The sequence below is a fragment of the Curtobacterium sp. VKM Ac-2865 genome (genome assembly GCF_015350905.1).
Classification (GTDB): Bacteria; Actinomycetota; Actinomycetes; order Actinomycetales; family Microbacteriaceae; genus Curtobacterium.
In genome coordinates this window covers 88,861-109,036 of the sequence record NZ_JADKRZ010000001.1, presented here as the reverse complement: position 1 = coordinate 109,036, position 20,176 = coordinate 88,861, and the positions used below count along the sequence as shown (strand labels likewise).

15 protein-coding genes are annotated in these 20,176 nt (G+C 72.0%); 4 read left to right on the top strand and 11 right to left on the bottom strand.

The window, feature by feature from the left end; translation table 11 throughout:
- Positions 1-43: 43 nt before the first annotated feature.
- Both ITJ54_RS00480 and ITJ54_RS00475 read right to left on the bottom strand, forming a co-directional pair.
- Complete coding sequence (locus tag ITJ54_RS00480) at positions 44-1,600, bottom strand: glycoside hydrolase family 16 protein (protein ID WP_194625413.1); 1,557 nt, start codon at positions 1,598-1,600, stop codon at positions 44-46.
- A 166-nt stretch (positions 1,601-1,766) separates the two neighbouring features.
- Entirely contained in the window at positions 1,767-2,930 is a 1,164-nt protein-coding gene (locus ITJ54_RS00475; protein ID WP_194625412.1) for a cysteine desulfurase family protein, read from the bottom strand.
- A 56-nt stretch (positions 2,931-2,986) separates the two neighbouring features.
- Between ITJ54_RS00475 and ITJ54_RS00470 the strand changes: the two genes are divergently transcribed.
- The 3 genes from ITJ54_RS00470 (at position 2,987) to glgB (ending at position 9,796) form a co-directional block, all read left to right on the top strand.
- Positions 2,987-5,038, top strand: coding sequence for a glycogen debranching protein (locus tag ITJ54_RS00470; RefSeq protein ID WP_194625411.1), 2,052 nt, complete (start codon positions 2,987-2,989; stop codon positions 5,036-5,038).
- 94 nt (positions 5,039-5,132) lie between these two features.
- Complete coding sequence (locus ITJ54_RS00465) at positions 5,133-7,133, top strand: alpha-1,4-glucan--maltose-1-phosphate maltosyltransferase (RefSeq protein ID WP_323741539.1); 2,001 nt, start codon at positions 5,133-5,135, stop codon at positions 7,131-7,133.
- Complete coding sequence (gene glgB / locus ITJ54_RS00460) at positions 7,130-9,796, top strand: 1,4-alpha-glucan branching protein GlgB (RefSeq protein ID WP_228508098.1); 2,667 nt, start codon at positions 7,130-7,132, stop codon at positions 9,794-9,796. The genes ITJ54_RS00465 and glgB overlap by 4 nt, the downstream gene beginning before the upstream one ends.
- 281 nt (positions 9,797-10,077) lie before the next feature.
- Here the strand turns inward: glgB and ITJ54_RS00455 are convergent, their stop codons facing one another.
- Both ITJ54_RS00455 and ITJ54_RS00450 read right to left on the bottom strand, forming a co-directional pair.
- The gene (locus tag ITJ54_RS00455) at positions 10,078-11,121 is read right to left on the bottom strand and encodes a tetratricopeptide repeat protein (RefSeq protein ID WP_194625410.1); all 1,044 of its coding nucleotides are present in this window, start codon (positions 11,119-11,121) and stop codon (positions 10,078-10,080) included.
- The gene (locus tag ITJ54_RS00450; protein WP_194625409.1) at positions 11,118-12,854 is read right to left on the bottom strand and encodes a hypothetical protein; all 1,737 of its coding nucleotides are present in this window, start codon (positions 12,852-12,854) and stop codon (positions 11,118-11,120) included. Before ITJ54_RS00450 ends, ITJ54_RS00455 begins: the two co-directional genes overlap by 4 nt.
- 185 nt (positions 12,855-13,039) lie before the next feature.
- Between ITJ54_RS00450 and ITJ54_RS00445 the strand changes: the two genes are divergently transcribed.
- Entirely contained in the window at positions 13,040-14,854 is a 1,815-nt protein-coding gene (locus tag ITJ54_RS00445; protein ID WP_194625408.1) for a hypothetical protein, read from the top strand.
- Positions 14,855-14,929: 75 nt separating this feature from the next.
- On the opposite strand, the gene ITJ54_RS00440 is transcribed toward ITJ54_RS00445, so the two are convergent.
- The 7 genes from ITJ54_RS00440 to pyrH form a co-directional block, all read right to left on the bottom strand.
- On the bottom strand, positions 14,930-15,685 hold the full coding sequence (locus ITJ54_RS00440) for an alpha/beta hydrolase (RefSeq protein ID WP_194625407.1): 756 nt from the start codon (positions 15,683-15,685) through the stop codon (positions 14,930-14,932).
- Positions 15,682-15,999, bottom strand: a complete 318-nt coding sequence (locus ITJ54_RS00435; protein WP_194625406.1) for a hypothetical protein — start codon at positions 15,997-15,999, stop codon at positions 15,682-15,684. Before ITJ54_RS00435 ends, ITJ54_RS00440 begins: the two co-directional genes overlap by 4 nt.
- Positions 16,000-16,015: 16 nt before the next feature.
- Positions 16,016-17,008: a transglycosylase SLT domain-containing protein gene (locus ITJ54_RS00430; protein WP_416354883.1), complete on the bottom strand. Its 993-nt coding sequence runs from the start codon at positions 17,006-17,008 to the stop codon at positions 16,016-16,018.
- 67 nt (positions 17,009-17,075) lie between these two features.
- The gene (locus ITJ54_RS00425) at positions 17,076-17,624 is read right to left on the bottom strand and encodes a DivIVA domain-containing protein (protein ID WP_194625405.1); all 549 of its coding nucleotides are present in this window, start codon (positions 17,622-17,624) and stop codon (positions 17,076-17,078) included.
- Positions 17,625-17,697: 73 nt separating this feature from the next.
- Positions 17,698-18,717: a phosphatidate cytidylyltransferase gene (locus ITJ54_RS00420; RefSeq protein WP_194625404.1), complete on the bottom strand. Its 1,020-nt coding sequence runs from the start codon at positions 18,715-18,717 to the stop codon at positions 17,698-17,700.
- On the bottom strand, positions 18,717-19,271 hold the full coding sequence (frr, locus tag ITJ54_RS00415) for a ribosome recycling factor (protein WP_071271201.1): 555 nt from the start codon (positions 19,269-19,271) through the stop codon (positions 18,717-18,719). The genes ITJ54_RS00420 and frr overlap by 1 nt, the downstream gene beginning before the upstream one ends.
- Positions 19,272-19,317: 46 nt before the next feature.
- The gene (pyrH, locus tag ITJ54_RS00410; protein WP_071271204.1) at positions 19,318-20,037 is read right to left on the bottom strand and encodes a UMP kinase; all 720 of its coding nucleotides are present in this window, start codon (positions 20,035-20,037) and stop codon (positions 19,318-19,320) included.
- Positions 20,038-20,176: the final 139 nt, after the last annotated feature.

Here is a 20,176-nt window from a genome sequence, read left to right as displayed (position 1 = left end):
GTCACGTCGCCGCGGTGCCCTGCCCGCGCCTCCGGAAGGCCCGTCATCCGGCTCGGGAGATGCTCACCCACGCGACCTGCACGTCGCCGGCAGCGGCCGCCGGCGGCTTCGCGCCGCCCGCCGTCGCCGCCTGCAGGACGAGGTGGAGCGGCTTCTTCGGGATGTTCTGCGTCGTGGAGCTGACGCTCACGCCGTCGACCAGGAAGGTCAGCTTCGTCGGCGTCCACTCGATCGAGTAGGTGTGCCAGGCGGAGAACGTCGTACCGAGGTCCCGGTGCAGGCAGTTGGCGGCCGGGTTGCCCGGGCAGTGGTTCGAGAGCGTGACGTTGCCGTCGAGCGCGCCCTCGGGGAAGTCGACCTCGCCGTCCTCCCACGTGTTCGTGTCCGACCACAGCAGTCCGGCGAGCCCGTACCCCTTGACCGGGTCCGCTCGGAGCCGGATGTCGTACCGGCCGCTGGTCTGTCCGCCCCACTTGCCGTCCACGAGCGGGATGAACGCGGCGCCCGTCGGCTGGCCCGAGGCATCGGTGTGCATGTGCATGTCGAGCGTCCCGTCGGCCACCGACATGGCGGACTGCCGGTACATGCCCACGCCGCTCGTGTCGTTGAACCCGTCGTAGGCGACGAAGCGGTCCCCGTAGGTCTTCATGAAGGCACCGGAGGCTGCCGGTGTCGTGAAGTCCTCGCCGAAGGTGCGGGTCCACCCCGACGCCGCGGCCGGCATGGCCCCGCCGTCCTGCTGGTCCGACGGAGCGGTGGTGGAGTCCGGCGTCGTCGGCCGGGAGGGTACCGGCGACGTCGTCGGCACTGCCGGGATCGTCGTCGTGCGGCACGCGAGCTGCTTGTCGCTCCCGTTCCCGACGTTCACCGCGACGGCGCACACCGACTGCGTGCCGGTCTTCGTCGTCGCGAGCGAGGTGGCGAACCCGTGGGTGCCGGTGACGCGGTGGACCCGGTTCACGTCGCCCCGGGTGACGTCCGTGTGCACGGTGCCGATCCTGGTGCCGCCGACGGTGACGGTGACGTCGCTGGCGGCGGACGACGTGTCGGGGTCGAACGCCCACCCACGGACCGTCACGGTGCCGGGGGTCGCGGCGACGCTGTCGAACGCACCGAGCGGGGAGGGGTTCCCGACGGTGACCGTCCGACACCCCAGCGAGACGTCCTTCCCGCGGGTCAGGCTGAGCGCCGTGACGCAGACCGACTGCTTGCCGTACTTCGTGGCGACGACCGAGCCGGCGTACCCGTGGGCCCCGCGCACGCCCAGGCGGCGGTTCACGTCCGCGCGGGCCGTCGCGGCGGGGACGGTGCCGGCGACGCTGCCGCCGACGGTGACCCGGACGCTCGTCGACGTCGCCGACTTCGCCCGGTCGAGCGCCCACCCGCGGATGGTGACCGTGCCCAGGCCGGTGCTGACGGCGTCGATCGACCCCGTCGGCGTCGCACTCGCGGCGAGCACCGGGGACGCACTGAGCGTCGCGGCGACGATCGCCGACACCGTGACGACGACGGCGAGACGACGTCGTGCGCGCCGGTGGACGGCGACCGTCCCGACACCCGCTCGTGCCCGCGTCGCACTCGTGTCCGTCTGCATGTCCATGTGCTGATTCCCTGCCCCTGACCGACCAGAACGATCGGTACTGTACGGGCGCTCAAGTGCGCTCCGACAGCGTTTCGAGCAGGTCAGCCCCGGACTGGGGACAGGGGTCCAGCGCCGGGCGGGACGGCGGAGAAGCCCTGGTCAGCCCCGAACTGGGGACAGGTACCTAGCGGCCGAGCAGCGGCGCGCGGGACGCCATGCCGGCCGCGCTCGCCCGAGCCACGGCGTCCGGCAGGGCCGCCAGGAAGGCGTCGACGTCCGCGTCGGTCGAGGTGTGCCCGAGCGTCACCCGGAGGGCGCCGCGGGCATCGTCCTCGGACAGGCCCATGGCGAGGAGCACGTGGGAGGCCTCGGGCACGCCGGCCTGGCACGCGGAGCCGGTCGAGACGGCGACCCCGGCGGCGTCGAGGAGGAACAGGAGCGAGTCGCCCTCGCACCCCGGGAAGGTGAAGTGCGCGTTGCCCGGCAGCCGGTCGACCGGGTCGCCGCGGAGCACGGCGGTGGGCACGGCCTCGAGGACACCGGCGACCAGTCGGTCGCGCAGGGCCCGGACGTCGGCGTGCGGGATGGACGCCGCGGTGCCGAACGCGATCGCCGCCGGGGCGTCCTGCGTCCCGCTGCGCACCTGGCGCTGCTGACCGCCCCCGTGGATGAGCGGTTCGACCGTGGCGCGCCGGCCGAGCACGAGCGCGCCGATGCCGACCGGTCCCCCGATCTTGTGGGCGGACACGCTCATGGCGTCGAGGCCCGATTCGCGGAACGACACCGGCACCTGGCCGTAGGCGGCGACCGCGTCGGCGTGCACGGGGACGCCGGCCGCGTGCGCGAGCTCGACGATGCGGGTGACCGGCTGGATCGTGCCGACCTCGTTGTTCGCCCACAGGAACGTGACCAGGGCGACGTCCGTGGCGGAGGCGAGCCGGGCCTCCAGGCCGTCGAGGTCGAGGTGACCCTGCTCGTCCAGCGGGACCACGTCGACGACCGCGCCGTCGTGGCGTTCGAGCCAGTCGACCGTGTCGACGGTGGCGTGGTGCTCCCCCGCCGCCACGACGATGCGGGGTCGCGGGTGGTCGACCTGGCGTGCCCAGAAGAGGCCCTTGACGGCCAGGTTGACGCTCTCGGTGCCCCCTGAGGTGAAGACGACCTCGACGGGTTCGGCGTCGAGCGACGCGGCGACGCGGGCGCGGCCGTCCTCGAGCAGCATCTTGGCGCGCTGGCCGGCGCTGTGGATCGACGACGGGTTGCCGACCGTGGCGAGGGCGTGGGTGAAGGCGGCGAGCGCCTCGGGCAGGATCGGTGTCGTCGCTGCGTGGTCGAGGTAGACCGGCATGGGACCCCCTTCTCGAGCGTTCCCACGATACCTGCGTGTCCTCGTACCCTTGTCGGGTGCAGGAGACAGCGATCGACACCGTCCAGGGGTTCCACCTGGGTCAGGACCTCGCGCGGTTCGCGATGCGCTCGGCGACGGCGACGGCCGTCTCCCTGGTGCTCGACGCCCGGCCGGACGGCTCGGCGCCGGAGCGCCACGTGGCACTGACCCAGGAGCCGGACTCCGACCGGTGGCACGCCGAGGTGCCGGACGTCCGTGTGGGCGACACCTACCACCTGCTCGTGGACGGTCCGACCGGCGGTCGGCACGACTTCGACGGCGAGCGCCCCCTGCTCGACCCGTACGCCCGTGGCGTGGTCCGGGCTGCGGAGGGCGCGGCGGCCAGGTGGACGAGCGTGGTGGTCGACGACGCGTTCGACTGGGGCGACGTGCCCAAGCCGACGGTGCCGCTCGACCGGGTCGTGCTGTACGAGGCCAACGTCCGGACGCTCACGAGCGCGAACCCCGCCGTGCCGGAGCACCTGCGCGGGACCTTCGCCGGGGTCGCGCACGAGAGCACCATCGCGCACCTGCAGCGGATCGGTGTGACGACGCTCGAGCTCCTGCCCGTGCACGCGTTCGACTCCGAGCACTGGCTGCAGCAGGCCGGACGGGAGAACGCCTGGGGCTACAACACGCTCGGGTTCTTCGCCCCGCACGCCGGGTACGCCTCGTCGTCCGCCCGGGAAGCCGGCGCGGACGGGGTGCTCCGGGAGTTCAAGGGCATGGTGCGGCTGCTGCACGAGGCCGGCATCCAGGTCGTGCTCGACGTCGTCTACAACCACACGGCGGAAGAGGGACAGGGTGGTCCGACCTCCTCGCTGCGCGGCATCGACGGCGCCAACCGGTACCGCTTCGCCGAGGACGACACCTACTACGACACGACAGGCTGCGGGAACACGCTCGACACCTCGGTCGAGGCCACGGCGGACCTCGTCGTCGACAGCCTGCGGTACTGGGCGCGCGAGATGCAGGTCGACGGCTTCCGGTTCGACCTGATGGCCGCGCTCGCGCGTGACGCCGACCACGTCTTCGACCCCGCACACCCGCTGCTCGAGCGGATCCGGCAGCACCCGGACCTGCAGGACGTGCTGGTCATCGCCGAACCGTGGGACGTCGGCCCGGACGGCTGGCGCACCGGGGCGTTCGGCGCGGGGACGCTCGAGTGGAACGACGGCTTCCGGAACACCGTGCGGCAGTTCTGGCTGGCGGACGTCGGACAGGAGCGCCGCAGCGGCGTGCCAGGAGCCGGCATCGGTGCCCTGGCGAACTCGCTGACGGGGTCGCGGAGCGTCTTCGACGTCACGCGCGGGCCGCTCGCCGGCGTCAACTTCGTGACGGCGCACGACGGCTTCACGCTGCACGACCTGGCGTCGTACGACGGCAAGCACAACGAGGCCAACGGCGAGGACAACCGCGACGGCTCCGACGACAACCGGTCCTTCAACCACGGGCACGAGGGCGCGACGGCGGACCGCGGCGTCCGTGCGGCCAGGGGCCGGTCGATGCGCAACCTGCTCGGCACGCTGTTCCTGTCCGCGGGGGTTCCGATGCTCACCGCCGGGGACGAGCGCAGCCGCACCCAGCACGGCAACAACAACGCGTACGTCGTCTCCGGCGACCTCACCCCGGTCGACTGGTCGGACGACGAGGACGCCGAGTCGATGACCGAGACCGTGGCCGCGCTGACCCGGCTGCGTGCCGCGCACCCGGCGCTCCGCCCGTCGCGCTTCGGCGTCGAGGGGAAGGTGACGCCCTCCGCGTCCCGGATGACCTGGTACGGACCGGACGGTGGTCCGATGACCGGCGAGTGGTGGGACCAGCCGATCCACCGCGCGTTGCAGTCGTTCATCGAGTCCACGCCGGAGCACGAGCCGTACGACCGGGTGCTCGTCGTGGTGCACGGCAGCGGGCGGACCCGTGACCTGACGCTCCCCGTACGCGAGGACGTGCTGGCCTACCGGCTGGCCTGGTCGAGCGAGAAGCACCGCGACCACGACCGGCACCGCCCCGCGGGCACGGTGTTCACGGCGTACGGACCGGGCATCCACGTGTTCGAGGTCGTCTGAGAGCGTTCCTCCACGGGTCGTGCGACGCGCCGATCCGTCCACAGGACACGCCTTCCGGGGAACACGGAGGCCCGCGCCGGGTAGCGTCTGCTCCGTGGCCACCGCAGACCGACCCCGGCGTCCGAAGATCGGGCGCATCCCGATCACCGAACTCACCCCGAGGACGCCCAACGGCTTCCCCGGCAAGGCCTTCGACGGCGAGGTGATCACGTTCGGCGCGACCGTCTTCCGGGAAGGCCACGGCGTGATCGGCGCCGACGTCGTGCTGGAACGACCGGACGGCGGGACGAGGACCGTCCCGCTCCGCCTGGCCGCCGCCGGCACCGACCGCTACGAGGCGACGGTCCAGGTCGACCACGTCGGCGTCTGGACCTGGCACGTCGAGGCCTACTCCGACGACTGGGCCTCCTGGCTCCACGGCGCCCAGCTGAAGATCGCCGCCGGTGTCGACACCGAGGCCACGCTGCTCGACGGCGCGGTGCTGCTCGACCGGCTGGCGGCGGAGACCGACTCCCCCGCCGCCACCCGCGCCGCCGCGCAGGTCCGTGACGAGGCGCTCGACCCAGCAGCGCGTCTCGCCGCTGCCGAGGACCCGCGCATCCTCGCCGAGGTCGAGGACTCCCCCGTCACCTCGCTCCGCACCCACTCGCCCGTGCAGCTCCTCGACGTCGAGCGCACCCGTGCCGGCGTCGGCGCGTGGTACGAGTTCTTCCCGCGCAGTGAAGGCGCCAAGCGGAACGCCGACGGCTCCTGGAAGAGCGGCGACTTCCGCACCGCCGCGCGCCGTCTGCCTGCCGTCGCGCGCATGGGCTTCGACGTCATCTACCTCCCGCCGATCCACCCCATCGGGACGACCGCGCGCAAGGGGCCGAACAACACGCTCGACGCCGGCCCGAACGACCCGGGCAGCCCCTGGGCGATCGGTTCCGCCGAGGGTGGCCACGACGCCATCCACCCGGACCTCGGCACCGAGGACGACTTCCGCGACTTCGTCGAGACGGCGAAGAACACGGGCATGGAGGTCGCGCTCGACTTCGCGCTCCAGTGCTCGCCCGACCATCCCTGGGTCACCGAGCACCCGGAGTGGTTCACCACCCGCGCCGACGGCTCCATCGCGACCGCGGAGAACCCGCCGAAGCGCTACCAGGACATCTACCCGATCCAGTTCGACTCCGACCCCGAGGGTCTCGTCGTCGAGGTCGAACGGGTCCTGCGGCACTGGATCGCGTTCGGCATCCGGATCTTCCGCGTCGACAACCCGCACACCAAGCCGCTCTGGTTCTGGGAGCGCGTCATCCGTGAGATCCGCGACGAGCACCCGGACACGGTGTTCCTCGCCGAGGCCTTCACCCGCCCGGCGATGATGCGGGCCCTGGCGGAGGCCGGCTTCCAGCAGTCGTACTCGTACTTCACCTGGCGCAACACGAAGGACGAGATCGCCGACTACTTCGACGAGCTCGCCCACGAGACCTCGGACTACCTCCGTCCGAACCTGTTCGTGAACACGCCGGACATCCTCACCGAGTTCCTGCAGTTCGGTGGGCGCGCCGGGTACAAGATCCGCGCTGCCCTCGCTGCGACCGGAGCCCCGACGTGGGGCATGTACGCCGGCTACGAGCTCTTCGAGGACGTCGCACGCCCGGGCTCCGAGGAGAACATCGACAACGAGAAGTACGAGTACAAGCCGCGCGACTTCGCCCTCGCCGAGGCCGAGGGCGCGAGCCTGGCGCCGTACGTCACGATGCTGAACCGCTTCCGGCAGGCGCACCCCGCGCTCCGCCAGCTCCGGAACCTGCACGTGCACGAGAGCGAGGACGACGCGATCGTCGTCTACTCCAAGCACCTCCCCGCGCAGTTCATCCGCTCGGGCCGCGCCGACACCGTGATCGTCGTCGCGAACGTCGACCCCCACTCCGCCCGTGAGACCACGGTGCACCTCGACCTCGCTGCACTCGGACTCGACCCCGAGCAGTCGTTCGACGTCCGCGACGTCGTCACGGGTGCGCGCTGGGTCTGGGGATCGTCGAACTACGTCCGCCTGGACGCATTCCAGGAGCCCGTGCACCTGCTCGTCGTGGAAGGACCCCACCGATGACCGACCCCCACAACCCCGAGCGGATCGAACCCCACGACCGCGGCCAGGGGCCCAGCGTGCCGCCGGTGCAGCCGCCGCCCCCGCCCGCGCGCTCGGAGCACCCGGCGAAGCACGTCGACCCGGCAGCGGACCCCGACGCGCTCGACCCCGTCGACGCCGCTGACGCTGCTGGCCTGAGCGCCGGGTCCCCGGTCCCGAGCCGTCCGGTCCCCGCGCCGGTGCCGTCCCGCGCTCCGCAGGCAGCGCCGCGGACCGAACCGCGGACGTCGGCTCCTGGCGAGGACCTCCCCGGTGCCCGCCTGCCGCACCGCGAGGCCCCCGACCGTGACGTGCCCGAGTCGGCGACGCTCGCCGGCGGGCTGGACGCCACGCACCCCCGTCACGCCGAGCCCGTCGACACGACCCCGGCCACCACGGCGCAGGACGTCGCGGAGTCGGCTGCCGCCTCCGGTCCGACCGACAGCACCAGCACCAGCACCACGACCGATGCTGCTGCCGCGCCGGTCGAGCCGCGGCCCGCTCCCCTCGAGGAGTGGCTGCGCCAGCAGGTCGCCGAGGGCCGGTGGTCGCAGCCGCACGACGTGCTCGGCCCGCACCCGGTCGACGGCGGCACCAGCGTGCGCGTCGTGCGCCACCTCGCCGAGGCCGTCCGCATCGTCCGGCCCGACGGCGACGACATCGAGCTCGCACACGAGGGCGACGGCCTCTGGTCCGGCGCCACGACCGGCGAACTCGGCCGGTACCGCGTCGAGTCCGAGTACCTCGAGGACGACACCACGTGGACCAGCGACGACGCCTACCGGTTCCCGCCCACGCTCGGCGAACTCGACCTGCACCTGTTCGGTGAGGGCCGCGACGAGCAGCTCTGGAACCACCTCGGTGCCCACGTCACCACCGTCGACGGCGTCGACGGCGTCGCGTTCGCCGTCTGGGCCCCCCGGGCCACCGCCGTCCGTGTGATCGGCGACTTCGAGGGCTGGGAAGGCCGCACCACCGCCATGCGTCGCCTCGGCGACCTCGGCGTCTGGGAGCTGTTCTGGCCGGGTGCCCTCGACGGGCAGCGGTACAAGTTCCAGATCCTCACCGACGGCGGCTGGGTCGAGCGCGCCGACCCCTTCGCGCGCCGCGCCGAGGTCCCCCCGCTGACCGCGTCCGTCATCACGAGCTCCACCTACACGTGGTCGGACGGCGACCGCCAGTGGATGGCAGACCGCGCCGCCACGACGACGCACGACCGTCCCATGAGCGTCTACGAGGTCCACCTCGGATCGTGGCGCCCGGGCCTGTCGTACCGCGACGTCGCCGACGAGCTCATCGGCCACGTGCAGCACCTCGGGTTCACGCACATCGAGTTCCTCCCGCTGTCCGAGCACCCCTTCGGCGGGTCGTGGGGCTACCAGGTCACCGGGTACTACGCCCCGACCTCGCGCTACGGCACCCCGGACGACCTGCGCTACCTGATCGATCGACTGCACTCCGCAGGCATCGGCGTGATCATGGACTGGGTCCCCGGGCACTTCCCGAAGGACGAGTGGGCCCTGGCGAAGTTCGACGGCCACGCGCTGTTCGAGCACCCGGACCCCCGCCGTGGCGAACAGCTCGACTGGGGCACCCTGGTGTTCGACTTCGGCCAGCCGCAGGTGAAGAACTTCCTCGTCGCGAACGCGCTGTACTGGATGGAGGAGTTCCACATCGACGGCCTCCGGGTGGACGCCGTCGCCTCGATCCTCTACCTCGACTACTCCCGCACCGAGTGGCTGCCCAACATCCACGGCGGACGCGAGAACCTCGAGGCGATCTCCTTCCTGCAGGAGACCAACGCCACCGCGTACAAGCGCTACCCCGGCATCGTCATGATCGCCGAGGAGAGCACCTCGTGGCCGGGCGTCACCCAGCCCACCAGCGCCGGCGGCCTCGGCTTCGGCCAGAAGTGGAACATGGGCTGGATGCACGACTCTCTCGAGTACGTGCAGCGTGACCCGGCGTACCGCTCGTACCACCACGACGAGCTGACGTTCTCGTTCGTGTACGCGTTCAGCGAGCAGTTCACCCTGCCGATCAGCCACGACGAGGTCGTGCACGGCAAGGGCTCGCTCTACGGCAAGATGCCCGGCGACGAGTGGCAGAAGCTCGCCAACGTGCGCGCCTACCTCGCGTTCATGTGGTCGCACCCCGGCAAGCAGCTGCTGTTCATGGGCCAGGAGTTCGCCCAGATCGGCGAGTGGTCCGAGGCCCGCGGGCTCGACTGGTGGCACCTCGACGACCCGGGCCACCGGGGCGTGCAGGACCTCGTCGCCGAGCTCAACAGCGTGTACAAGGACACCCCGGCGCTGTGGACACACGACAGCACCGCCGAGGGCTTCGAGTGGCTCGAGGGCGGCGACGCTCCCCACGCCACGATCGGGTTCCTGCGCAAGGCCGGTGACGAGCGCCTCGCGGTGTTCGTGAACTTCTCCGGCGTGCCCGTCGAGCGGCGCTTCGGCCTGCCGACGACCGGCGAGTGGCACGAGGTCCTCAACACCGACGCGGCCGAGTACGGCGGGTCCGGCGTCGGCAACCTCGGTGTCGTCACCGCCGAGGACACGCCATGGGCCGGCCGCCCGGCATCGGCGAACCTCGTCGTGCCCCCGCTCGGTGCGGTCTGGCTGAAGCTCGCCCAGTAGTCCACCAGGGCAGCCGCGAACGCGCGGAGGAGGTCGGTACACCCGACCCCCTCCGCGCGTTCGTCTGTGCGGCCGCGTCGACCAGGTGCCGCGCGACTCTGCGCGTGGCAGGTCGAAACGCGCGTAGGGGGTCGGATCTTCCGGCCCCCTACGCGCGTTTCCACATCCCACCGCACCCGTGATGGGTGGGACCGCCGCCACGACGGACGGGAGGCTCGGTGCCAGCTGGCAGCGAGCCTCCCGTCCGTCCCTGGCTCACACCGCGGGACGCCCTCGTGCGGTCAGTAGAGCGCGTTCGCCAGGCGGCGGCGTGCCGCCACGACGCGCGGGTCCTCCGCACCGATGAGCTCGAAGTACTCGACGAGCCGGACACGGAGCGCCTCACGCTCGTCGCCGAACACCGTCGGGACCAGGTCGAGCAGGCGTCCGAAGGCGTCCTCGACGTGGCCGCCGCTGATGTCGAGGTCGGCGACGGCGAGCTGCGCCTGGACGTCGTGCGGCCCGGCTCCGGCAGCAGCGCGGATGTCGTCCGCGGTGTGCCCGGCGAGCCGGTCCAGGAGCGACACCTGGGCCAGCCCCGCGACGGCCATCTGGTCGTGCGGGTCCTGCAGGATCGCGGTCTTGTACTCCTGGATGGCGGTGGCGTAGTCGCCCTGCTCGATCGCGTCGTACGCGGCCTGGTGGTGCGGCGGCAGCGGCTCGGGTTCGGGCTCGCCCTGCTCGACGGCCTCGGGTTCGACACCGGCACCGTCGACGGTCACGCGCCCCGAGACACCGTTCTGCTCGGCGGCCTGGAGCACCTGCTCGAAGACGTCGCGGACCTCGGCCTCGGGCAGCGCCCCGACGAACAGCCCCAGCGGGCGTCCGGCGATGACGGCGGCCACGGTCGGGATCGACTGCGCCTGGAAGGCCTGCACGAGCTGCGGGTTCGTGTCGGCGTCGACCTTGGCGAGCAGGACCCGACCGCCGTACTCAGCGGTCAGCCGTTCGAGGATCGGTGAGAGCTGCTTGCACGGCCCGCACCACTCGGCCCAGATGTCCACGATCACGGGGACGATGGTCGAGAGCTGCAGGACGTCCTGGAAGCTCTCGTCGGTGACGTCGAGGACCAGTGACGGGACGGTCAGGTCGCCAGCGCTCTCGCTGCCGGGGACGCCGGCACCGGGAGCTCCGGCGCCAGCAGCACCGGGACCTGGTCCCGCTGCACCTGGGCCTGCTGCACCGGGACCGGCCGGCTGTCCTGCCGGTCGCTGCGCGCGCTCGACCAGGGAAGACAGGTCGACGGCTCCGCGGAGTCCGGACGGGGTCGGGGGGACGTTCGTCATTGCACCTCACTCGCTGCGATCAGGCCCTGGGTGAACCCGAGCAGGACCATCTTGTCGTCCGACCCGACGGCCGGCACGGAGAAGAGCAGCTGGACGCCGTAGGTGGCGCTCACGCCCTTCTTGCTGGAGTCGACACCGGACAGGGCCTTCACGGCACCCTCGGTGTTGACGGAGGCCCCGGCTGCCGTCGGCGTGACCTTCTCGATCTCGTCGAGGCTGACCGACACCAGCGCGCCGGCCCCGTTCGTGGCCAGGGCGATGGCACTGCCGTCCTCCGACTCGGACGAGTACTCGATCTTGGCGGTGTCGGGCAGGGCCTCGGACTTCTTGTCCTTGTAGTCCTTGCCGATCTTCGGCCGGAGGTCGTCGCCGTCGCTCTGGAACAGGTCGGCGTACTCGCTGTCGGCGTCCTTGGACAGGACGTCACCGTAGGCCTTGGCGACCTGGTCGGGGGCGATCGCCAGGAGCGGGGAGTCCGAGGCGAGCTGCGCGGTGCCGATCGACACGGGTGCGACGGAGGGCAGGGTGGCGTCGGCCTCGAGCGAGACGTCGTACATGACCTTGTAGTCGTCGCGTGCCGACTCCTGCACGAGGGTGAGCGCCTGCGGGGCCGTCTTCTGGTCCGCCGGGTCCGACGTCACGACGAACACCGTGCGGGGCCAGCTGTCGGTCTGCTGCGGGAGCGCGACCGAGACGTCGGCGGCCGAGATCGTCGGGGGTGCCTGCACGTCCTGGTCGGCGTCGCGGATCGTGTAGTTCGCCTTGCGGAGGTCGAGCGCGGGCCCGGCGAACCGGGTGGCCGCGAGGTCGGCGTCCTTGTCGCTGTCCGCCTTCGAGGCGACCTCGGCGACGCGCTGGACCACCCGGGTGATCTGCTGCCGGGTGGCGGCGGTCGGCTCGGCCTGCTCGGCGGCTCCCGTCGCCGACGCGCTCGGGGTCGGGGTCGCTGCCACGCCGCCCTGCGGCCAGTACTCGGACGAGCACCCGGCCAGCGACAGTGCGCCGACCAGGACGACCGGCACCGCGATCAGGGACCGACGGCCACGACGGGACTTCACGGGCACCTGGGCACCGGCCGCGGCGGCGCGGCGGGAGGCCCGGACGCGGGGCGGTCGGGTCCCACCACTGCGACGGCGCGGTCCGCGGGAACGACGCTGGTGCAGGAACGCCCAGACCAGCAGCACGATGCCGCCGAGCACGAAGACGCCGCCGGCGGTCATGAGCGGACCCACGGAGGGGGTGGAGGTGTCGCGCGGCCAGGTGACCGAGACGTCCGACGCCGCTGCCGACGAGTCCTCGCCGACGATGACCACGGAGACGTCGTCGGGCAGCCGCACGGTGAACTGCCGGGCGCCGTCGTACTCCTGGTACCAGAGGTCGCTGCCCTTCGGGTCCGGCACCGTGGTGTCGGTGCCCGCGGTCCTCGCGACGAGCCGGGACTGGTCGGCGTCGTAGCGGAGCGTCCGGTGACGGGCGTCACCCACCCAGGCGTCGACGTCGGAGGTCTTGCCGTACGCGGCGAAGACCTTGCCGGGACCGGAGACGGCGATCCGCTGGTACCCGGGGTTCGCGTTGAGCACGGAGCCGGGGATCACGGTCACGGGGGCCTTGGTGGTCGAGGACGTCTGCGCGACGATCGAGGACGGCGGAGCGAAGACCGTCCGCTCGGCGACCCCCAGGCCGACGAGCAGCAGCCCGATCACGAAACTGACGATCGCCAGGACGAATCGCACGGAACTCTCTCCCTCCGCGCCGGGGTGGGGGAATCGGCGCGAATCAACGGCCCAGGTTACGCGAGAACCACTGGGAGGCGCATCCCGTCGTGCTGTCCCCGAGCACAGCGCTGGTCATCGGGGCACCACTACAATCGGGGCGCGGGCGGCACCGGGCCGCACGAGTGGACCAGTGGGAGCGACACGTGGCGAACGACGAGGCAGAGTTCGGGACCGAGCTGCGGGGCTACCGCAAGGACGAGGTCGACCGCTCTCTGAACGACCTGCGTCGTGAGCTCATCAAGTCGAACACCGACCGCGCCGAGGCCGCCAAGGAGATCCGTCTGCTGCAGTCCCGCGTCGCGGAGATGCAGGGCGAGCTCGACGAGGCCGGCACCCCCACCTACAGCGGGCTCGGCACGCGCCTGGAGTCGACCCTCCGCGTCGCCGAGGAACAGTCCACGCGGCTGATCGCCCAGGCCGACATCGACGCCCAGCGCCTCCGTGCGTCGAGCCGCGCCGAAGCCGACCGCACCGTGCGCGAGGCCCAGGAGGAAGCGCGCGAGACCCTCGAGGACGCCAGGACCCGCGCCACGAACGAGCTCGCCCGCGCCCGCGCCGAGTCCGGCGACACCGTCGAGCGTGCCCGCGCCGAGGCCGGCATGCTCACCCAGGACGCCCGCAACGAAGCCGCTGCGATGCGCGGTGCCGCGGTCACCGAGGCCGCCGAGACCCGGTCCGTCGCCATCCGCGAGACGAACGCCCTGCGTGCCGGCGTCGAGCACGAGGTCGCCGAGCTGCGCGAGCTCGCCCAGCGCGAGGCCGCCGCCGCCCGCGGTGCCGCCGCCGACCTCGACCGCGAGACCGAGCACCGCCGCAGCGTGTTCGAAGCCGACCATGCCCGCCGCGTCGAGGACCTCGACCGCGACGAGCGCACCCGCCGCGAGGCCCTCGAGCGCGAGGTCACCGACGGCCGCGCCGCCTGGGAGCACGAGCACACCGAGCGCCGCCGCGCCTTCGAGCTCGAACTCGAGACCGGCCGAGCCGACCTGGCGTCCGAGGTCGACGCGCGCCGCGCCGAACTCACGGCCGAACTCGCGGACCGCCGCCGTGAGCACGACGAGGACCTCGCCGCCGCACGCGCCGGTTGGGAACGCGAACTCGCCTCGGCCCGCGCGGCCCTCGCCCAGGAAGCCGACGCCGTCCGCGCACAGCTGCAGGTCGACCAGGAGCAGACCGCCACCGAGAACGAACGGCTGCTGCAGGAGAACGCTGCTCGGATCGCGCGCGAGACCGAGGAGCACCGCGAGCGCATCGACCGCGAGCGTGCCGAGGCCCTCGCCGCCGCGGAACGTGCCGCGCAGGACCACGACGCCGAGCTCGCCGCACGCCGCGAGCGGGAGCACGCCGAGGTCGACTCCGAGATCGCCGAACGTCGCAGCGCCGAGCTCGGCACGCTCGAGGCCGAGCGGACCGCGCTCCGCCAGGAGATCGACACCGCCAGGGCCGCCCTGGCGAAGGAACGCGACGAAGCCCTCGCCGAGATCGCGCGTGACCGCGACGAGGCCCGCACCACCCTGGAGTCCGAGCTCGCCGCGCGACGGGACGACGCCGAGCAGGACTACCTGCAGAAGCACCACGAGACCGTCACCGAGACCCAGCGCTACCTGGACGAGGCCAACCTGCAGCTCGCCGAGGCGACCCGCCGGGCGACCGAGGCCCGCGAACGCGCCGAGCACCTCCGTCAAGAGGCCAACGACCTCGAGCGCACCAGCACCGCGGATGCCGAGGAACACGCCCGCCGGCTGCTGGCCGACGCGCAGGAGCGCGCGCACCAGCTCGTCGCCGAGGCCGAAGCGCGCACCGCCGACCAGATCGCCGAGGCCGAGGACCGGCTCGCCGCCATCCGCACCGAGCGAGAAGCAGTGGCCGGCTACCTGGAGAACCTGCGCGGCGTCCTGTCGCACGCCGCCAGCGTCGTCGACGACGTGCCGACACGGGTGGACGCGACCGACTCCTGAGGCGACCCGACCTGGAGGCTCGACCCGGTCCTCCAGGTCGGCCCACGCTGATCAGGCGATCAGGTGATCAGGTGCTCATCGCGGCCAGTGTGTCGGCAGTGGCGCCGTCCCAGGGACCACCAGGTCCGCGACGGCGTCGAGGACGACGCGGACGTACCGCTCCCCCACCCACAGGTGCTTCGCACCGGGCACCGGCACGACACGGACGTTCGGTGCGACGGCGAACCGCCGGGCGGCGGCGTCGGGCTGCAGGAAGTCGTCGTGCTCCGGGACGAGTGCCACCACGGGCACGTCGACGGCGGCCCAGCGGGCGAGCTCGTCGTCGCTCGTCCGGTGCAGCGGCGGCGAGAGCAGGACGACCCCGGCGACGGTGCCGGCTTCGACGTGTTCGCGTGCGTGCTTGAGGATCACCTCGGTGCCGAAGGACCACCCGACGAGCCACGGCGTCGGCAGCCCGCGGGCGGCGACGTCAGCGACGGCGGCGCGGAGGTCGAAGCCCTCGGAGACGCCCTCGCCGAAGGTCCCCTCGGACGTGCCGCGCGGGGAGGTCGCCGAGCGGAAGTTGAAGCGGAGCACCGCGATGTCGGCGAGTTCCGGGAGCCGAGCCGCCGCCTTCTTCAGGACGTGCGAGTCCATGAATCCCTGCGCGGTGGGCAGCGGGTGCAGGGTGACGATCGTGCCGCGCGCGGATCGGCCCTGCGGCTCGGCCAGCTCGCCCACCAGGGTGAGGTGGTCGTCGGTGACGAGCTCGATGTCGGTGCGGACGGCGGGCAGCACCGTGGCCGACCGGATCTCGGTGTCCGTGGTGGTCGGGTCGGGGGCGTCCGTCATGCCGTCCTCCAGCAGTGGTTGTGCCAGTGCCGGCGGGACGCGAGGTCGGCAGCGTCGCCGAGGACGCCGTCAGCGCGCCAGACCACCACGTGCGCGACGCCGGGCTCGATGGTCAGCCCGCAGCCCGGGCAGAGGTACTCCTTCTGCGCGGACGTTGTCGAGATCGGCTGCACGGCGTACTCTCGGCCGCGGCGGACTTCCGTCCGCTTCCAGCCGCTCATGAGTCGGTCGAGACCGAACGGTTCCTCGACGTCCTCGACCCGAGCGCCGTCGGCTCGCCCCTTCGGACGCCGCGGCCGGTTGCTGCGCGGCATTGGCGGGGGCTGCCGATCAGTACCAGTTGAAGGACTGGCTGTGACCCCAGGCGCCACACGGGGTGCCGTATACGCCGGAGATGTAGTTCAGGCCCCAGGTGATCTGCGTGGCGGGGTTCGTCTGCCAGTCGGCACCGGCGGTCGCCATCTTGCTGCCCGGAAGCGCCTGCGGGATGCCGTAGGCGCCGCTCGGGTTGTAGGCGTTGACGCGCCAGCCCGACTCCTTGTTCCACAGGGAGACGAGGCAGCTGTACTGGTCGTTGCCCCATCCGCGGGCAGTGACGAGCTCGAGCGCGATCGACTGCGCGCTGCCCGGGTCGGGCGTCGCGGCGACGGCGGCGATGCTGTTCGACGGGGTGACCGCAGCGGCGGACGCGGGCTTCGCGGCGTCGGTCGTCGTCGTGGTGTCCGTCGCGGTCGCGGCCGGCGCGGGCTTGACGACCTTCTTCGGCACGGGCTTGATGATCTCGTAGCCGTCGCGGGTGACGTCGAAGGCGGCGTACGTGCCGTGCGCGCTGAACTGCTGCGGCGCCGCGGGGGCCTTGGTGAGCACCGGCGTGTCGACGGCGGCCTGGGCGACGTCGGCCTGCAGCGGGTTGAACAGCGAGCCGCATGCCAGCAGGGCGACGGCGAAGAAGGAGAGCGCGGGCACGTTCGAGCGACGACGCATGAAGCCGTTGAGCGTGGCGTCCGTTGCGGTGCGACGCGCCTGCGGGGCGATGCGGTTCTTCGGGCTCGTGCGGGCCACGGCACCGCGGCGCTGCTTGACGACGCGCGGGTCCGACGGCGTCGCCGGGCTGACGCGGTTCGCCGCGACCGACTTCGGCGCGACGGGCGCGGGAGTCTGGCCGTGCTGCACCGGAGTCGCTGCGGTCGGGTCCACCGACTGCACCGGGGTCTCCGCTGTGCGGGTTCGGTTCAGTGCCGCGCGGCGCTCACTGACGACCTGGTCGTCGAGGTGCTGCCGGGATGCGCGGTCGGAGCTGAGATCTGCCGTGTGCCTGCCCATGAGTCTGACCAGGATAACGGAACGATCACGGAAAGCGAAGCACCTGGCGCCAGCGCGTCGCGATCGGTCAGCGGACGGCGAGCATGACCTCGACGACGGCGTCGAGGAGCGCGTCCACCTGGGCCTCGCGGTACCCGCCGTGCTTCGGGCGGAACACGATCGACCGCACCTCGGTCAGGCTCAGCGGCTTGCCCTCGCGGAAGTAGCCGCCCAGCCGCTTCGCGAACGCGTCGACGTCCTTCGGGTGGTATCCCGTGGCCAGGACGTTCACGCGGTGGAACCGCTGGCCGTCGGGACGCTCGAGGCGCTCGACCACGTCGGACGCCTTGGTGCGGGCGTCGGCGTACCAGGTCTTCTGCCCGACGTCGGCGATCTCGCGCTCGCGCTCCCGGGCGGCGAAGGCGTCCTCGAGCCGTTCGAGCGCGGCGTCCACGTGCTGGGTCGAGTAGCCGCCCTTCTTCATCGAGAAGGCGGTCGCACGGATCTTCGCGGCCTCGAGCCCCGGGGCGCTGTCGTTCGCGGTGTAGGCGCGGCGGGCGTCCTCGAGGAAACGGTCGACCTCGTCGACGTCGTAGCCGAGGACCGAGCGGGGAGTTGTCGGGAAGGTCGTGGACACGGCGACATTCTGCCAGCACACCACCCTGGGACCCGCTGGACGCGCGGGGGCCGGAGCCGTCACCGCGGACAGGTCAGTGGTTCACGATGAGGTAGAGCACGTAACCGACCGCCGCGGACGGCAGGATGCTGTCGATGCGGTCGAGCAGGCCGCCGTGGCCCGGCAGGAACGACGAGATGTCCTTGATGCCGAGGTCGCGCTTGATCATCGACTCGGTCAGGTCGCCGAGCGTGGCGGACCCGGAGATGAGCACGCCGAGGATGATCCCGAACCACCAGGGCATGTCGAGCATGAGCCAGGACACCAGGATGCCCATGACGATGCTGGCAGCGACGGAGCCGGCGAAGCCCTCCCACGTCTTCTTCGGGCTGATCCGCGGCGCCATCGGGTGCTTGCCGAGGTTGAGCCCGGTGGCGTACGCCCCGGTGTCGACCGCGACGACGACGAGGATGAAGCCGACCACCCAGAAGTTGCCGCGTTCGAGCCCCGACAGGAGGACCACGCACGCGCCGAGGAGCGTGACGTAGGCCTGGACGAACAGCCCGTTGGTCAGGTCACGGACCACGTTGCCCCTGGACGGCCGAGGGCGCGCGACCGCGACCTCGACCAGACGCCAGACCGAGATCAGGACGATGCCGCCGAGGATCGTGAAGAGCGCCTGGACCTGGCCGCCGAGGAACGCCGCCGGCACCATCGCGACCGCGGTGGCGACGCTCGGGATCCGCGGGACGTCACGCCCGGCGAAGCGCATGGCCCCTGCGAGCTCCCACACGCCGAAGCCGAGCAGGAACGCGGCGACGACCATGAACGACGGGGTCCAGAGCAGCAGCGACCCGAGCATCACGACGGCGAACGCCAGCGCGATCGCGATCGCGGCGGGCAGGTTCCGACCGGTGCGGGCGGTCAGTGCCTCGTTCCGGGCGTCGAACGAGGCGCGGCGCGCGTCGAACGACGCCCGGCCCTGGCGGAGCTGGGCCTCGAAGTCCGTCCGCGCGGCGCGGGCCCTGGCATCGAAGTCCTGCCGGAGACCCTTCGCCGGCGGGCGGGGGTCATCTGCTGTCGGGCGGTCAGCGCCCTCGTCGTGACGCCGCATCAGACCTCGAGGAGTTCGGCTTCCTTCTTCTTCAGCGACTCGTCGATCAGGTCGACGTGCTTCTTCGTCAGGGCGTCGAGGTCCTTGTCGCCGCGGGCGATGTCGTCGTCGGAGACCTCCCCCTTGAGGGCCTCGAGGTCGTCCTTGGCCTTGCGGCGGATGTTGCGGATGACGACCTTGTGGTCCTCGCCCTTGCCGCGCACGAGCTTCACGAACTCCTTGCGGCGGTCCTGGGTGAGCTCCGGGATCGTCACGCGGACGATCTCGCCGTCGTTCGTCGGGCTGGCACCGAGGTTCGGGAAGGTCGCGATGGACCGCTCGATCTCCTTCAGCGCCGTCTTGTCGTAAGGCGTCACGATGAGCGTGCGCGCTTCGGGCGTCTGGAGGGACGCCAGCTGCGCGAGCGGCGTCGGCGAGCCGTAGTAGTCGACCGGGATCTTCTGGAAGAGCGCGGCGTTGATGCGCCCGGTTCGGACGGTGGCGAAGTCGTCCTTGGCGACCTCGACGGCCTTCGCCATCTTCGCGGTCGCGTCGGTCATGACATCACTGATCACGGTGGTTCTCCTTCGGTACGTCGTCGAGTCTAGTCAGGCGCTCGGGTCAGTTGCTGACCACGGTGCCGATGCGCTCGCCCCGGATGGCGGCGGCGACGTTGCCCTCGCCCTCCATGCCGAAGACGTGCATCGGCATGCCGTTGTCCATGCAGAGCGAGAACGCGGTGGCGTCCACGACCTTGAGCCCCTGCAGCAGGGCGTCCTGGTACGTCACGTGGCGCAGCTTCTCGGCGGTCGGGTCCTTCTTCGGGTCGGCGGAGTACACGCCGTCGACGCCGTTCTTGGCGACGAGGACCTCGGTCGCGCCGATCTCGAGCGCACGCTGGGCAGCGACGGTGTCGGTGGAGAAGTAGGGCAGCCCGGCACCGGCGCCGAAGATGACGACCCGGCCCTTCTCGAGGTGCCGCTCGGCGCGCCGCGGGATGTACGGCTCGGCGACCTGGGTCATGCTGATCGCGGACTGCACACGGGTGGCGGCGCCGGCCTGCTCGAGGAAGTCCTGCAGCGCCAGGGCGTTCATGACCGTCCCGAGCATGCCCATGTAGTCGGCACGGCCGCGGTCCATGCCCCGCTGCGACAGCTCGGCACCGCGGAAGAAGTTGCCACCGCCGACGACGATCGCGACCTCGACCTCGCGCGCGGCCTCGGCGATCTGCTTGGCGATGGTGGCGATGACGTCGGGGTTGACCCCCAGGGAGCCGGCGCCGAAGGCCTCTCCGGAGAGCTTCAGCAGGACTCGTCGGCGTCCGGTCGTCTCGTCGGTCATGTGTCGCACCCTTCGTCGAATGTCTCGTGGGAATCTACCCGGCCGCAGCCGGTCCGGCGGAGGCAGGTGGAGCCTCCAGGCCGGTCACGCGCCACAGTGCGCGAAAACGGGGCCAGGAACCGATGTGGTTCCTGGCCCC